Here is a 13663-nt window from a genome sequence, read left to right as displayed (position 1 = left end):
TGGTGGTGCCGGGGCGGCGGGGAGTCCCACGACGTCTCCGTCGTGGGAGAGCTGGCCGCCACCCTGCCGGGAAAGCAGCGTCGAGCGCTGCGGCGCGGCGAGCGCGAGCGGGGCGGTCACGCATAGCCGAGGGCCGGACGGGGGCCTGCGGACCGGACGGGCCTTCACCGACTTCACCGGTCAGGCTCCGCGCGTGCGAACCACGACCGCAGCCGGCGTCGCCTGCGCGGTGAGTGGGGAACCAGGGCCGTCGACGGGACCCCCAGGGCCGCCAGCCGCGAACGAGGCACAGCGACGAAGCGTGGCGGCCTGCCGATCGGCCGGGAAACGTTCTGTGCGACGGGCAGGTCGATTTTCCGGGTACGGGGATGGGTAAAGGTCTCCCCATGAGGGACCGTGAAGCAGTCGCCCGGGTGGCGGTGCGGCGGTGTGGTCCGTCGGTGTGCCTCGCGTGCCTTCGCCGGGTGGCCGATGCCCCGTACCGTTGACCGCGGACGGTGTGATTCCTTCGCGTGCTCGCGTCCTCGGGAGGGGGCACCTATGGATCCCTGGCTGCTCTGGTTGACCGTCGCGGGGGTCTTCGCCGTGGCGGAGATCTTCACGCTCACCGCCGCGCTGGGCATGCTCGGCGGGGCCGCACTGGTCACGGCCGGGACCGCGGCCCTGGGACTGCCGGTGCCCCTCCAATTCCTGGTGTTCACCGTCGTTGCCACTCTCAGCGTGATATTTGTGCGCCCCATTGCGTTGCGGCACGTGTTGCAGCCTCAAACGGAGCGATTCGGCATAGACGCGTTGATCGGCAAGTCCGCCTATGTCGTTTCGGAAGTGACCGGATTCGGTGGCAGAGTCCGGATCGAGGGCGAGGAATGGACGGCGCGAGCCTATGACGAGACGTTGGTGATTCCCCCTGGAACGGCCGTGGATGTGATGGAGATCAGCGGCACCACCGCACTCGTCTACCCCCGGGAGTGAACCATGGAAGCTTCGGCGTTCCTCATCGCCGGCCTCATCGTCGCGCTGATCGCGGTCTTCACCGTGGTGAGGGCCGTTCGCATCGTGCCCCAGGCGCGAGCCCGCAATGTCGAACGGCTCGGCCGCTACCACCGGACGCTGAAACCCGGCCTGAGCCTCGTGATCCCTTTCATCGACCGTGTGTATCCGGTGATCGACCTCCGCGAACAGGTCGTCTCCTTCAAACCGCAGCCGGTGATCACCGAGGACAATCTGGTGGTCGAGATCGACACCGTGCTGTATTTCCAGGTAACCGATCCGCGGGCGGCTTTCTACGAGATCGCCAACTTCCTCCAGGCGGTCGAACAGCTCACCGTCACCACTTTGCGCAACGTGGTGGGTTCCATGGACCTGGAAAAGACCCTCACCTCACGCGACACCATCAACAGCCAGCTCCGCGGCGTGCTCGACGAGGCCACAGGGAAATGGGGGCTCAGGGTCAACCGGGTGGAGATCAAGGCCATCGACCCGCCCCAGTCCATCAAGGACGCGATGCAGAAGCAGATGCGGGCCGAGCGGGACAAGCGGGCCGCGATCCTCGGGGCCGAGGGGCAACGCCAGTCGCAGATCCTCACCGCCGAAGGCGACAAGCAGGCCGCTGTCCTGCGCGCGGAGGGCAACCGTACGGCCGCGATCCTCCAGGCCGAAGGGCAGTCGCGGGCCATCGACGAGGTGTTCCAGGCCGTGCACCGCAACGATCCCGACCCCAAACTGCTCGCCTACCAGTACCTCCAGGCGCTGCCGCAGCTCGCGCAGGGGCCGGGCAACAACTTCTGGGTGATCCCCAGCGAGATCACCACCGCACTCGCCGACGTGTCACGGGCGTTCAGCGAGGTGCTGCCCCAGTCGCCGGCCACGCGCGCGAAGGTCTCCGACGACGGGGCGGCCCAGGCCGCCAGCGACGCCGCGCAGGCCGCGGAAGCGGCTGCCGAGGCCCTGGCCGACGCGGCCAAGGCCGACGCCGTCACCCCCAGGGCGCTCCCGGACGACGGGAGCCCCGGAAGCCGGTGACCAGCCTCTCGACGCGGGGGCCCGGCCGGTACGTGTTGCCGGGCCGACCGTGCGGTGGTGGGATGGACGTGCTCTCGCGCCGGACGGCGTCAGGAGGCCGGACGGCTCCGGGAAGCCGGACGCCGCGAGGAGGCGACTGTCGGGCGGAGAGCGCCCTCCCGGCCCCCGACCAGTGACTCGGGGACGACGGCTGGGGCATACGGCCGCCCGTCGCGTCGGGCACCGATTCCCCGTTCCCCGTCCACCGTTCCCGATTCCGGAGATCCTCATGGACACCTATCGAGTCGCGCAGGTCGCCGTCCCGAGCGGGCCGTTCTCCCTCGTCGAGCGGGAGGTGCCCCGGCCCGGCCCCGGCCACGTACGGCTGGCCGTCGAAGCGTGCGGAATCTGCCACAGCGACGACTTCTTCGTGAGCGGCGGCATGCCCGGAGTGCGGTTCCCGCTGGTCCCGGGCCACGAGGTCGCCGGGCGCATCGAGGAACTCGGTGAGGGCGCCGGCGGCAGTGACTGGAACGTCGGGGACCGGGTGACCGTGGGCTGGTTCGGAGGCAGTTGCGGTCACTGCACGCCCTGCCGACAGGGCGACTTCATCGTCTGTGACACGCTCAAGGTTCCCGGCTGGGCCTACGACGGTGGCTTCGCGGAGACGATGATCGCTCCCGTCGACGCGCTCGCCCGGATCCCCGAGGCCCTCAAGGCGACCGACGCGGGACCCATGGCCTGCGCGGGTGTCACGACCTACAACGGGCTGCGGCGCAGTGCGGCCCGGCCGGGTGACCTGGTGGCCGTCCTGGGCATCGGCGGTCTAGGCCACCTGGGGGTGCAGTACGCGGCGGCCATGGGCTTCGAGACCGTGGCCATCGCCCGCGGGCCCGAGAAGGCCGAGTTCGCCGAGCGGCTCGGGGCACATCACTATGTCGACAGCACGGGATCCAGGTCGGTCGCCGAATCCCTTCAGTCCCTGGGAGGGGCCAAGGTCGTCCTGGCCACGGCCGGCAACTCCGACGCCATCGCGGCCACGGTCGACGGCCTGACGCACCGAGGCGAACTCGTGGTCATCGGGGCAACGTCCGAGCCCCTGGGCATCAGCCCCGTCCAGCTGATCATGCGCGGCCGGACGGTGAGCGGTCATCCGTCGGGTACCGCACAGGACGTGCAGGACACCATGGCGTTCAGCGCCCTCCACGGGATCCGTCCGGTGGTGGAGACCCTGCCGCTGAGCGAGGCCGGCGAGGCCTATCAGAGGATGCTCTCCGGCTCCGCCCGCTTCCGTATGGTGCTCACCACGGCCTGACGGACCGTCCTGAGGGTGCTCACCACGGCCCTGACGGACCGTCCTGAGGTGCGTGCCGCACACGCGAAAGCGGATTTCGCGGCGTCGCATAGGCTTGCCCCCGAAGATCCGAAGGCGATGGCTCAGCTCCCGAGACCTGCGGAACTCCCGCTCGTCAGGGGAGTGATGGGCCTGCGCCGAGTGCCGGGCGGGGAGCGGCACGGAACAGGGAGTTGGCGTGGGGGATGCCGCGGTTGGCGCACGTTCCGGACAGAACGGCGAGGAGGACGGCGGGCGCGGGGTGTCGGCGGCCGTAGCGGCCGGCGACAGTGCCGCGGCCCCCAAGCCGAAGAGACGGCGTTCCTTCTGGGCGGAGCTGCCCATCCTGGTCGGCATCGCCCTCGTGCTGGCGCTGCTGATCAAGACCTTCCTGGTGCAGGCGTTCTCGATCCCTTCGGAATCGATGCAGAACACCCTCCAGAAGGGCGACCGTGTCCTGGTCGACAAGCTCACCCCGTGGTTCGGCTCCGAGCCCGAGCGCGGAGAGGTCGTCGTCTTCCATGACCCGGACGAGTGGCTGAAAGGCGTGTCGACACGCGAGCCGAACGCCGCACAGACCTTCCTCGGCTGGATCGGGCTGATGCCCTCGGTCGAGGAGAAGGACCTGATCAAGCGCGTGATCGGGATCGGCGGAGACACGGTCGAGTGCACCGGTACCGGCCCGCTGAAGGTCAACGGCCGACCGCTGGACGAGCCGTACGTCCACGCCGGCGACACGCCGTGCAGCGATGACGCCGGCGGCCGGTTCAAGGTCGAGGTCCCGCGCGACTACATCTGGGTCATGGGTGACCACCGCCAGGCGTCGAGCGACTCGCGGTACCACCGGAACGACAGGCATCAGGGCATGGTTCCGGTCGGTGAAGTCGTCGGACGTGCCGTCGTGAAGGCCTGGCCGATCACCCGCTGGGACACGCTGCCCGTTCCCGACACCTTCGACGGGAACGGGCTGGACCGTTAGGGCCTGCCGTTCAGAACCGTGCGCCGACGTCCGCCCCGTTGCCGGGACGCAGGAACGTGGAGGAGGGGATGGCGCCGGCGGCTGTCCTGGTCCCCGTGATCGTGCCCGGGTTCGTACTGGCGAGTGACCAGGTGCCCCCGAGATCCCACGAGTTGCCATTACCGGCGGAGGTCGAGCCCAGCGAGGCGTTCGTGGCGTTGGCCACCGCGAGGTTCTTGGTCAGCGTGCTGGAGGAGCGGTTGAAGGCGAAGCCGGTCTTCCCGTTGTCCCACGCGGTGCAGCGCTCGATCTTCATGGCGCCCGGGTTGTTGTTGTCGACGAAGCCGCCCGCGGAATTGTCCCAGGCCATGCTGTTGCGCACGGTGTGGGCGGCGGCCACCGCGTTGCCGCCCATCTTGAAGCCGTTGCCGTCTCCCTGGTAGTCGGGCAGGTTCCACCGGTTGAACCCGTTGCCCCAGGCGAGGGTGTTCTCCACGAGGATGGGCGAGTTGTCGAACATCCAGAAGTCCAGGCCGTCGTCCGCGTTGTTCCACAGCCGGGCGCCGCGCAGCACGTTGCCGCTGCCGGAGCCTTCCTTGATGGCCAGGCCGTCGGCGCTCTCACCGTTCTTTCGCGGGTCACGGTTGCCGTAACTGTCCAGATTGAGGATCTGGTTGTTGCTGGAGGCCCCCTGGAGGTGGAAACCGGATTCGTAGTTGTCTCGGGTGACGAGGCGGTCGAAGACGTTGGAGCTGGTGTCCACGCCGAACACGCCGTAGGGGCCGTGGATGATCTCCAGGCCCGACAACCGCCAGTGCTCGCCCTCGATGTGGACCGCGCCGCGTCCGGCGCGGGGGATGCTCGAGCCGACCGCACCCGGCGTGTACGGCATGTTCTCGCCGTCGATGACAACGCGCTCGTTGTTGTAGCCGCGCAGGGTGATGGGCTGGTCGGCCGTGCCGCTCTTGAGGAGCTGGATGTTGGTGCTCGGCGCGTAGGTTCCGCCGCGGACCTGGATCGTGGTTCCCGCCTGTGCCAGGTCCACCGCGCGCTGGATCGTCTTCAACGGGGCGGTGATCGTGCCCGGGTTGCTGTCGCTGCCGGTGGCGGCCACGTACAGCTCGGCGGCCAGGAGCTGACCGCCGTCCGCGACGGGGTGCGGCGCCGGGGGTGCGGCGTAAGCAGCGCCCGCGGAGGGCAGGAGGACGAGGCCGGTCAGGAGGCCGGTGAGGCCGGTCGACAGGATGGCGGGTTTCAGGCGCATGGTTCGTCTCCAGGATGCGGCTCTGCACGGGAGGGGAAAGCGCTTTCTGGATGGTGACGGTAGGAGGGCTGCTCCTTGTACGTCAAGGAGACACCGTCATGCAGTACCGCACCCTGGGCCACACCGGTGTACAGGTCAGCTCCCTCGCGCTCGGCGCGATGAACTTCGGCGCGATCGGCCGCACCACCCAGGCCGAGGCCACCGCCATCGTCGACGCCGCCCTCGACGCCGGGATCAACCTCATCGACACCGCCGACATGTACAGCGACGGCGAGTCCGAGGAGATGGTCGGCAAGGCCATCGCCGGCCGCCGCGACGACATCGTGCTGGCGACGAAGGCCACCATGCCGCTGGGTGACGAGCGCAACCACCGTGGCAGCTCGCGCCGTTGGCTGGTCACCGCGCTGGACGACAGCCTGCGCCGTCTCGGAGTCGACCACGTCGATCTCTACCAGATGCACCGCTGGGACCCGACCACCAGTGACGAGGAGACGCTGTCCGCGTTGACCGACCTCCAACGCGCGGGAAAGATCCGCTACTTCGGTTCCTCGACGTTTCCCGCCCACCGCATCGTGCAGGCCCAGTGGGCCGCGCGCGAGCATCACCTGGGACGTTACGTCACCGAACAGCCCAGCTACTCCGTCCTTCAGCGTGGGATCGAGAGCCATGTGCTTCCCGTGACCGAGCAGTACGGGCTCGGCGTGCTGGTGTGGAGCCCGCTGGCCTCGGGCTGGCTGTCGGGCGCGGTCCGCGCGGGCCGGGAGATCACCACCAGCCGCTCGACGTTCATGCCGCAACGCTTCGACCTCACCGTCCCGGCCAACCGGGCCAGGCTCGATGCCGTCGAGCAACTGGCACAGGTCGCCGATGACGCCGGACTGACCATGATCCAGCTCGCGCTCGGCTTCGTGACCGCGCATCCCGCGGTGACCAGCGCCCTCATCGGTCCCCGCACACTCGACCACCTGCACGCGCAACTCGCCGCCGCGGACACCGTGCTCTCCGCCGACGTTCTCGACGCGATCGACGCCGTCGTCGCCCCCGGCACCGACCTGGCCGCCCACGAGAAGTTCGACACCCCGCCCGCGCTGCTCGACCCGGCTCTGCGGCGCCGCTGACACCCGGAAGGACCCCTACTCCATGCCGTACCTGTCCCAACGCCGGCCGAGTTTCGGGATCATGACCGCCCCCATGCAGGTCGACCATCAAGACGTCCTCCGGGTCTGGCGCGAGGCGGACACGATCCCCGAGATCGAGCACGCCTGGCTGTTCGACCACCTCATGCCGATCGGCGGAGACCCGGACGGACCGGCCTACGAGAGCTGGACGCTGCTCTCCGCCCTTGCCGCCCACACCCGACGACTGCGGCTCGGCGTGCTGGTGACCAGCAACCGGTTCCGGCCGCCCGCGATGCTGGCCAAGATCGCCACGACCGTCGACATCGTCTCCGGCGGACGGCTCGAGTTCGGCATCGGCGCCGGTTCACGACCCGGCCACCCCCTCGCCCGGCGCGAGTACGACGCGCACGGCCTGCCCTTCCACGACGCTCCGCACGCCGTGGCGAGCCTCGACGAGGCGTGCACGGTGATCCGGCGGCTGTGGACCGAGCAGGAACCCTTCGACTTCCACGGCACCCACCATCACCTCACCGGAGCGTTCGGCAACCCGAAACCCGTCCAGCGCCCGCACCCGCCGATCCTCATCGGCGGACGCTCGTCGGCGACGCTGCGCGTGGCCGCCGCCCATGCCGACGTGTGGAACATCCCCGGCGGCGACATCGACGACGTCGTCCGCCGCAGCGCACTGCTGGACCGCTACTGCACCGAGATCGGCCGCGATCCCGCCTCGGTCACCCGCTCGATCCACCTCCCCGTCTCCTACGACCGTCCCGGCCTCACCCGCGGCGCGATCGGCGAGGCGACCGACGCCGGCTTCCGGCACATCGTCCTCGGGCTGCCGGCGCCGTATCCCGCCGACGTCGCCCGGTGGGTCACGGACGAGCTGATCAGCCCTCGTGATCAACACGCCTAGGGACCTTCGGCCGGACCGGCCGGACCGGGCCGGGTCATCGCCAGGGGGGCACGAGCAGGTTGTGCACCTCCGGCCCGGCGAAGATCACGGCGTCCGGGTGGCCGAGGTCGATGGCGAGCGCCAGTTCCTCGTCGGTGGGCCAGTTGGCCGCCAGCAGGCCGAGCTGCACCTGATGGCCGAGGCGTATGTCGGGCAGTGTCTGGAGCATGCGCTCCACCGACGTGAAGACGGGAACCGTATGGGGCTGCGGCGGATCGTCGATCACCGGGAGGGTCAGCCGGCCGTCCTCCGGGGAATGGCGGGCGACGAACTCGACCGGCTCCGGAACCAGGATGTCGCAGGCGACGAGCGTGTCCAGCACGGCCCGGTTGTCGGGCGTGCGGTTGAGGTCGCGCAGGGCTTCCTGGGCGGCTGCCACGAGCAGTTCGTCGGGGATGCTGTCGTCGCGCATCGCTTCACCCCATCGTGGCCCCAGCCGGACCGCCCGGACCGCCGGGTGCGCCGGGCGGCGCGTGCCTTCACCCTCCCGGTACCCGTGGCTGGATCCGCCCATGCGGCGTCCTCGTGCGCAACAGGAGTCGGCCGGTGTCGAGGGCGGACGGGCACTGGCGGGCACCGGACGGGCACCGGCGGGACACCGTCGGGGGCCTCGGACGGCAGGTCTCCGTCCCGTCCGGCCGGTGGACGGGACGCGTGTTCCCGGTGACGGGCGTGGGCGGGGTCGCCCGCGGCCGTACGGCGGTTGACGCCATCGGCCACGGGTACCCGGCCGCGCATGAAGTGGCAGCAGGTGCAGGACTCCCCGGACGCGGCCCACGTGGTGGTCCTGGACCCGGGGGAGGAGGCGGTCGCCGCGCTCACCGGATTCGCCCGCGACGCGAAGGACCACCGGCGGACCGCGGTCGACGAGCAGTGCGAGGTGCTGTCGCTGCTCGGGGACGTCGCCGTCGGCGAGTAAGGGCCGACCTCACATCCGCACGCCGTGCCGGCCCTGATCAACCTGCCGCACGGAGCGGCACCGGGGAGCGACTCATGACGTACACGGAATTCCTGGCCGCTGTGCGGGAGCAGGGCGGGTACGCCGACAACGCCGAGGCGGCCCGTGTCAGCGAGGCCGTCCTGAGCACCCTCGGTGACCGTCTGCAGCCGGCCGTGGCCGACCACCTCGCGGATCAACTGCCTCTGCAGATCGGCCGGTTCGTCACCCGGGTGGGAAACACCGGACGGACCTGGGGCGTGCAGGAGTTCGTCCACCAGGTCGCCCGCGCGGCGGCCGACGACGAGGACACCGCCCACCGGCACGCCGAAGTGGTGCTCACCACCCTCGCGGACACCGTGTCGGGCGGCGAGCTGAACAAGCTGCTCAGTCAGCTGCCGGTCGGCTACGCGGCGCTCCTCGGCCGCCCCGAACTCACCTGACGACCACGCGCTGAGGTGCGCCGAGGAAACGCGGCCGACGGAACGGGCAGCGGTGTTCGGGTCAGCGGTTCGGGGCGGCCTCGCTGACGCCGACCATGGCCGCGTGCGAGTCCTCGGTGACGGCGAGGTCGCCGAGGCTGACGATCCCGACCGGGCAGCCGCCGCGCTCGACGACCGGGAGGCGGCGCACGGCGTGCCGCCGCATCAGCTCGATCGCGTGATCCGTGGTGTCGTCCGGCGCCAGGGTCACCACCGGCGGGCGGGTGCACACCGCGCCGACCGTCGTCACGGCCGGGTCGAGACCCTCGGCGACGGCCCGGATCACGATGTCCCGGTCGGTGAGCACGCCGAACAGGTCACAGTCGTACGTCACCAGGACATCGCCGATGTCCTGCTCGCGCATCAGACGGGCGGCGCGTGCCACGGTGGTCATGGGTTCGACGGCGGCCGTGCCGGGCGACATCACGTCGCGTATCTGCCTGGTCATGAGAACCTCCGGGTCCTGCGTCGGCGGCGCATGGCACCGCCCGCGTAACCCACACCGGCGACGGCAAACCGGCGCGTCAGGGCTGGTTCAGGCTGATCCCGTCCGAGCCGTCCCGTCCCGCCGCGGAGTGCCGCCGCCCCCGGCCGCCCTTGTCCAGGAAGCGTCGCAGCCGCGTGTACGGCCAGGTGTTGATCACGTCCTCCTCGGTGAGCCAGCCGCGCTGCGCCGTACCGACGCCGTACCGCATGTGGGACAGGTGGAGGAGGGAGTGGGCGTCGCTGTCGATCGCGAACTTCACGCCGTGCCGCCTGGCCCGCAGGATGTCCTCGTCGCGCAGGTCGAGCCGGTCGGGGTGGGCGTTGACCTCCAGGGCCGTACCGGTGCGGGCACAGGCGGCGAAGACCTCGTCGAAGTCGGCGTCGATGCCTGGCCTCTTGCCGAGGATGCGCGTGGTGGGATGGCCGATGACATTGACGTACGGGTTCTCGCAGGCCCGCACGAGGCGGCGGGTCAGCGCCTCGCGGCCCTGGTCGAAGTGCGAGTGCACCGAGGCCACGCACAGGTCGAAGCCGGCCAGGAAGTCACCGGACCAGTCCACGCCGCCGTCGGGGTCGACGTTCAGCTCCGCGCCGTGCAGAAGGCGCATGCCGCCCCGCTTGCCGAACGTGCGCTCCAGCGCCCGTACCCGGTCGCGCTGGGCCAGCATCCGTTCGTCGGTCATGCGCTGCATGGAGAGGTCAGGCCCGTGGTCGGTGATCGCGTAGTAGGCGTAGCCGCGCTCCGCCGCCGCCCGGACCATGTCCTCCAGCGGGGCGAGTCCGTCGGTGAGGTCGGTGTGGGTGTGCAGGTCGCCCCGGATGCCGGACTCGGTGACCAGGTCGGGCAGTTCGTCGCGCTGCCCGGCCTCGATCTCGCCGCGGTCCTCGCGCAGTGCGGGCTCGATCCATGGCAGGCCGAGGCGGGCGTAGACGTCCTCCTCCGTGGCGGAGACGATCCTTTCGCCGCTCTCGGCGTCGAACAGACCGTACTCGGAGAGCTTCAGCCCCTGGTGCACGGCGATCTCGCGGATACGGATGTTGTGCGCCTTGGAGCCGGTGAAGTACAGCAGCGCGGCACCCCACGAGTCCGGCGGCACCACCCGCAGATCGATCGCCAGCCCTCTGCTCGTGCGCACGGACGTCTTCTTCTCGCCCTGGGCGATGACCTCCGTGACGTACGGCAGCTCGGTGAAGGCGCGCATGAGGGGCGTCGGCCTGTCCGCCGCCACGAGGACGTCGATGTCGCCGATCGTCTCCCGGAAGCGGCGCAGCGATCCGGCGTACGCGCACCGTCGGCAGCCGGTCACCCCGGACAGCGCGGCGACGGTGTCCTCGGCCAGATCGAGGGCCACGTCGAGCAGGACCCGGTCCCCGGAGGACTGCAGGAGTTCGATGCCGTGGAGGATGTTCTCCTCCGTCCTGGGCCCGAACCCCTTGAGATCGCGCAGCCGCTCCGCGTGGATGGCGTCGGCCAGCTCCTCGACGGAGGAGATGCCCAGCTCCTCGTGGAGCACCAGCGCCTTCTTCGGGCCGAGTGTGGGGATGGCGGTCAGCTGCCGGACACCGGCCGGGATCTTCGCGCGCAGCTCCTCCACGGCGGACACGCTGCCCTCGCGGAAGTACTCGACCACCTTCTCGGCGATCGACTTCCCGACGCCCGGGATCTCCTGGAGGCCCTTCGCGTCGAGCTTGTCGACAGCGGCGTGGTGACCGCCGATCGCACGGGCCGCCTTCTCGTAGACGCGTGCCTTGAACGCGTCTCCGCCGGTGATCGAGATCAGGTCCGCGTACTCCTGGAACAGCGCGGCGACCTCGTCGTTGGACCGAGCCACACCACCAGGGTAGGCAGGGGAGCGGGGGGCAAACCCGGCCGGCCGGCCCGATGTGCCCCCGCCGTCCCACGGTCCCGTCGCCGCGCGGCTCTGAACAGTGCCTGTCGCCGCCATGCGGTGAACCGTGCCCGTGCCCGTGACTGTGGAGACGGCCTGGGTACCCGGGCTCGGAGCCGACGGCAGAGCCCGTGTCGGGCACGGTACGGAGAAGCGAGGTGACCATGAAACGCGACGAATTCCTCGCCCGTGTGCGGGAGCGCGGCGAGTACACCAGCCAGGACGAAGCCCAGCAGATCACCGAACAGGTACTCGATGTTCTGTCGGAACGGATCAGCCCCGGCGAGGTGAAGGATCTCGCCTCGCAGCTGCCGGCCCCGCTCGGGCAGAAACTGACCGCGGTGGAGCGCGAGCAGGCGGAGAACTTCGGCATCGAGGAGTTCTACCGCCGGGTGGCCGAGCGCACCGGAGCCCGGCCGCGTACCGCCCAGTGGGACGCGAGCGCCGTGCTGTGCACCGTGGCCGACGCGGTCTCCGGCGGCGAACTGAACCAGGTCGTCAGTCAGCTCCCCTCCAGCTACGCCGTCCTGTTCGGCAAGGCCGACCTGGCGGACTGACCGTCGCTCCTTCCGTCGCCCAAGTCCATGACACCGACCCGGACGGCCCTCGGCGAGGCACAGCGGTTACCTTGGGTTTCCTGAGGAACGGGCCTATGCCCAGCAGCGGCCTCGTGTGGCGTGACGGCGGGAGGAATGGGCCTGTGGGTGAGGTGGAGGCTGTCGAGAGGTTCCGGCGGCGTATCGGTGTCCCCGGACTCATCGACGTACACACGCACTTCATGCCGGAACGGGTCCTGCGCAAGGTCTGGGAGTACTTCGACGCCGTCGGCCCGATGACCGGCATCGAGTGGGGCATCACCTATCGGCACGAGGAGGACGAACGGGTCGCGCTGCTACGGCAGTTCGGGGTGCGCGCGTTCACCGCCATGCTCTATCCGCACAAGGCCGGCATGGCGGCCTGGCTGAACGAGTGGGCCGCCGGCTTCGCGGCCCGCACGCCCGACTGCCTGCACACGGCCACGCTCTTCCCCGAGGAAGGAGTCGCGGAGTACGTGCGCGCGGCGGTCGAGGCGGGGGCGCGCGTGTTCAAGTCCCATGTACAGGTGGGGGCGTACGACCCGACGCACGAGCTGCTCGATCCGGTGTGGGGCATGCTGGCCGAGGCGGGAGTGCCCGTCGTCATGCACTGCGGTTCGGGTCCCGCTCCGGGCAAACACACCGGACCGGAGCCGGTGGGGCGGCTGCTCGCCCGGCATCCGCGCCTGCCTCTGGTCGTGGCGCACATGGGGATGCCGGAGTACACCGACTTCCTGGACCTGGCCGAGCGCTACCCCGAGGTCCGCCTCGACACGACCATGGCGTTCACGGACTTCAGCGAGCGGCTCAGCCCCTTCCCGGCGAGGGAGTTCGGCCGGCTCGCCGATCTGGGGGATCGCATCCTTCTGGGGTCCGACTTCCCCAACATCCCGTATCCCTACGTCCATCAGCTCGACGCCCTGGAGCGGCTCGGGCTGGGTGACGAGTGGTTGCGCGGGGTGTGTTACGAGAACGGGGCGCGACTCTTCGGGCTGTAGGGGGCACCGGATCCGGCCCCGCAGGACCGTGGTCCCCGGTAGGACCCGTGGTCCCCGGCAGGACGGGGCCGCGCCAGGCGGTCAGGCCAGGCCGCCGTTGGCGTACAGGACCTGTCCGTTGATCCAGCGGGCGGGGCCCGCGAGGAAGGCGACGGTCTCGGCGATGTCCTCGGGCGTGCCCAGGCGCTCCAGCGGCGCCGCCTGGGACAGGTTCTCGATCGTGGCCTGGTCCTTGCCGTCCAGGAAGAGGGACGTGGCGGTGGGGCCGGGGGCCACGGCGTTGACGGTGATGTCCTTGCCGCGCAGTTCGCGGGCCAGGACGAGGGTCATGGCCTCGACCGCGGCCTTGCTCGCCGCGTAGGCGCCGTAGGCCGGGAACCGCAGGCGGGTGACCGAGGTCGAGAAGTTGATGACGGCGCCTCCCGCGCGGATCCGCCGGGCCGCCTGCTGGGAGACCACGAAGGTGCCGCGGATGTTGGTGCGGTGCATTCTGTCCAGGTCGTCCAGGTCCAGGGTGGCGATCGGCGAGAGCAGCATGATGCCCGCCGTGTTGACGACGACGTCGATGCCGCCGTACTCCCGCTCGACGGCGTCGAAAGCCTCCGCCATGGCGTTCTCGTCGGCGATGTCACCGCCGACCGCGATCGCCCGGCCGCCCGCCGCGGTGATC

At 70.4% G+C, this 13663-nt stretch carries 15 protein-coding genes; 10 read left to right on the top strand and 5 right to left on the bottom strand.

The genetic code is table 11. The annotated features are described in order from the left end of the window. The first annotated feature begins 540 nt into the window (after nt 1-540). From BZL64_RS13585 to lepB, 4 genes are all read left to right on the top strand, one after another. Nucleotides 541-972 (top strand): NfeD family protein, encoded by a 432-nt coding sequence (locus BZL64_RS13585; RefSeq protein ID WP_086769439.1) that lies wholly within the window; start codon nt 541-543, stop codon nt 970-972. A 3-nt stretch (nt 973-975) separates the two neighbouring features. Then, on the top strand, nt 976-2022 hold the full coding sequence (locus BZL64_RS13580) for an SPFH domain-containing protein (protein ID WP_086769438.1): 1047 nt from the start codon (nt 976-978) through the stop codon (nt 2020-2022). A gap of 268 nt (nt 2023-2290) precedes the next feature. Further along, nucleotides 2291-3316: an alcohol dehydrogenase gene (locus BZL64_RS13575; RefSeq protein WP_086769437.1), complete on the top strand. Its 1026-nt coding sequence runs from the start codon at nt 2291-2293 to the stop codon at nt 3314-3316. Between the two features lie 217 nt (nt 3317-3533). Beyond that, on the top strand, nt 3534-4313 hold the full coding sequence (gene lepB / locus BZL64_RS13570) for a signal peptidase I (protein WP_086769436.1): 780 nt from the start codon (nt 3534-3536) through the stop codon (nt 4311-4313). Between the two features lie 10 nt (nt 4314-4323). Here lepB and BZL64_RS13565 read toward each other — a convergent pair whose 3' ends face one another. Then, the gene (locus BZL64_RS13565) at nt 4324-5556 is read right to left on the bottom strand and encodes a right-handed parallel beta-helix repeat-containing protein (RefSeq protein ID WP_086769435.1); all 1233 of its coding nucleotides are present in this window, start codon (nt 5554-5556) and stop codon (nt 4324-4326) included. Nucleotides 5557-5654: 98 nt separating this feature from the next. Between BZL64_RS13565 and BZL64_RS13560 the strand changes: the two genes are divergently transcribed. Both BZL64_RS13560 and BZL64_RS13555 read left to right on the top strand, forming a co-directional pair. After that, nucleotides 5655-6674: an aldo/keto reductase gene (locus BZL64_RS13560; RefSeq protein ID WP_086769434.1), complete on the top strand. Its 1020-nt coding sequence runs from the start codon at nt 5655-5657 to the stop codon at nt 6672-6674. A gap of 22 nt (nt 6675-6696) precedes the next feature. Continuing rightward, complete coding sequence (locus tag BZL64_RS13555) at nt 6697-7587, top strand: LLM class flavin-dependent oxidoreductase (protein WP_086769433.1); 891 nt, start codon at nt 6697-6699, stop codon at nt 7585-7587. Between the two features lie 34 nt (nt 7588-7621). Here the strand turns inward: BZL64_RS13555 and BZL64_RS13550 are convergent, their stop codons facing one another. After that, nucleotides 7622-8038: an SseB family protein gene (locus BZL64_RS13550; protein WP_158101528.1), complete on the bottom strand. Its 417-nt coding sequence runs from the start codon at nt 8036-8038 to the stop codon at nt 7622-7624. A 324-nt stretch (nt 8039-8362) separates the two neighbouring features. On the opposite strand from BZL64_RS13550, the gene BZL64_RS13545 reads away from it, so the two are divergent. Then, nucleotides 8363-8545: a PPC domain-containing DNA-binding protein gene (locus BZL64_RS13545; RefSeq protein WP_086769431.1), complete on the top strand. Its 183-nt coding sequence runs from the start codon at nt 8363-8365 to the stop codon at nt 8543-8545. Nucleotides 8546-8619: 74 nt separating this feature from the next. Continuing rightward, nucleotides 8620-9006, top strand: a complete 387-nt coding sequence (locus tag BZL64_RS13540) for a DUF2267 domain-containing protein (protein ID WP_086769430.1) — start codon at nt 8620-8622, stop codon at nt 9004-9006. Between the two features lie 61 nt (nt 9007-9067). Here BZL64_RS13540 and BZL64_RS13535 read toward each other — a convergent pair whose 3' ends face one another. Both BZL64_RS13535 and polX read right to left on the bottom strand, forming a co-directional pair. After that, nucleotides 9068-9493, bottom strand: coding sequence for a CBS domain-containing protein (locus BZL64_RS13535; protein ID WP_086769429.1), 426 nt, complete (start codon nt 9491-9493; stop codon nt 9068-9070). A 76-nt stretch (nt 9494-9569) separates the two neighbouring features. Continuing rightward, nucleotides 9570-11363, bottom strand: a complete 1794-nt coding sequence (gene polX / locus BZL64_RS13530; RefSeq protein WP_086769428.1) for a DNA polymerase/3'-5' exonuclease PolX — start codon at nt 11361-11363, stop codon at nt 9570-9572. Nucleotides 11364-11584: 221 nt separating this feature from the next. Here polX and BZL64_RS13525 point away from each other — a divergent pair, with 221 nt between their 5' ends. Next, nucleotides 11585-11977 (top strand): DUF2267 domain-containing protein, encoded by a 393-nt coding sequence (locus BZL64_RS13525; RefSeq protein ID WP_086769440.1) that lies wholly within the window; start codon nt 11585-11587, stop codon nt 11975-11977. 95 nt (nt 11978-12072) lie between these two features. After that, entirely contained in the window at nt 12073-12993 is a 921-nt protein-coding gene (locus tag BZL64_RS13520; protein ID WP_086769427.1) for an amidohydrolase family protein, read from the top strand. A gap of 81 nt (nt 12994-13074) precedes the next feature. Here BZL64_RS13520 and BZL64_RS13515 read toward each other — a convergent pair. Further along, nucleotides 13075-13663, bottom strand: a 589-nt coding sequence (locus BZL64_RS13515; RefSeq protein ID WP_107430287.1) for an SDR family oxidoreductase, incomplete at its 5' end; no start/stop codon positions are given.

Origin of the sequence: Streptomyces bobili (genome assembly GCF_002154575.1) — a bacterium.
Lineage (GTDB): Bacteria > Actinomycetota > Actinomycetes > Streptomycetales > Streptomycetaceae > Streptomyces > Streptomyces bobili.
Note: the sequence above shows the minus strand (reverse complement) of the source record. Positions and strands in the feature narration are given on the sequence as shown.

Excerpts from the sequence above, each read along its gene's own strand:
- BZL64_RS13585 (WP_086769439.1), top strand. The coding sequence starts at position 541 with ATGGATCCCTGGCTGCTCTGGTTGACCGTCGCGGGGGTCTTCGCCGTG.
- BZL64_RS13525 (WP_086769440.1), top strand. The coding sequence starts at position 11,585 with ATGAAACGCGACGAATTCCTCGCCCGTGTGCGGGAGCGCGGCGAGTAC.
- BZL64_RS13575 (WP_086769437.1), top strand. The coding sequence starts at position 2,291 with ATGGACACCTATCGAGTCGCGCAGGTCGCCGTCCCGAGCGGGCCGTTC.
- BZL64_RS13520 (WP_086769427.1), top strand. The coding sequence starts at position 12,073 with ATGCCCAGCAGCGGCCTCGTGTGGCGTGACGGCGGGAGGAATGGGCCT.
- BZL64_RS13540 (WP_086769430.1), top strand. The coding sequence starts at position 8,620 with ATGACGTACACGGAATTCCTGGCCGCTGTGCGGGAGCAGGGCGGGTAC.
- BZL64_RS13545 (WP_086769431.1), top strand. The coding sequence starts at position 8,363 with ATGAAGTGGCAGCAGGTGCAGGACTCCCCGGACGCGGCCCACGTGGTG.
- BZL64_RS13560 (WP_086769434.1), top strand. The coding sequence starts at position 5,655 with ATGCAGTACCGCACCCTGGGCCACACCGGTGTACAGGTCAGCTCCCTC.
- BZL64_RS13565 (WP_086769435.1), bottom strand. The coding sequence starts at position 5,556 with ATGCGCCTGAAACCCGCCATCCTGTCGACCGGCCTCACCGGCCTCCTG.
- BZL64_RS13580 (WP_086769438.1), top strand. The coding sequence starts at position 976 with ATGGAAGCTTCGGCGTTCCTCATCGCCGGCCTCATCGTCGCGCTGATC.
- BZL64_RS13550 (WP_158101528.1), bottom strand. The coding sequence starts at position 8,038 with ATGCGCGACGACAGCATCCCCGACGAACTGCTCGTGGCAGCCGCCCAG.
- BZL64_RS13555 (WP_086769433.1), top strand. The coding sequence starts at position 6,697 with ATGCCGTACCTGTCCCAACGCCGGCCGAGTTTCGGGATCATGACCGCC.
- BZL64_RS13535 (WP_086769429.1), bottom strand. The coding sequence starts at position 9,493 with ATGACCAGGCAGATACGCGACGTGATGTCGCCCGGCACGGCCGCCGTC.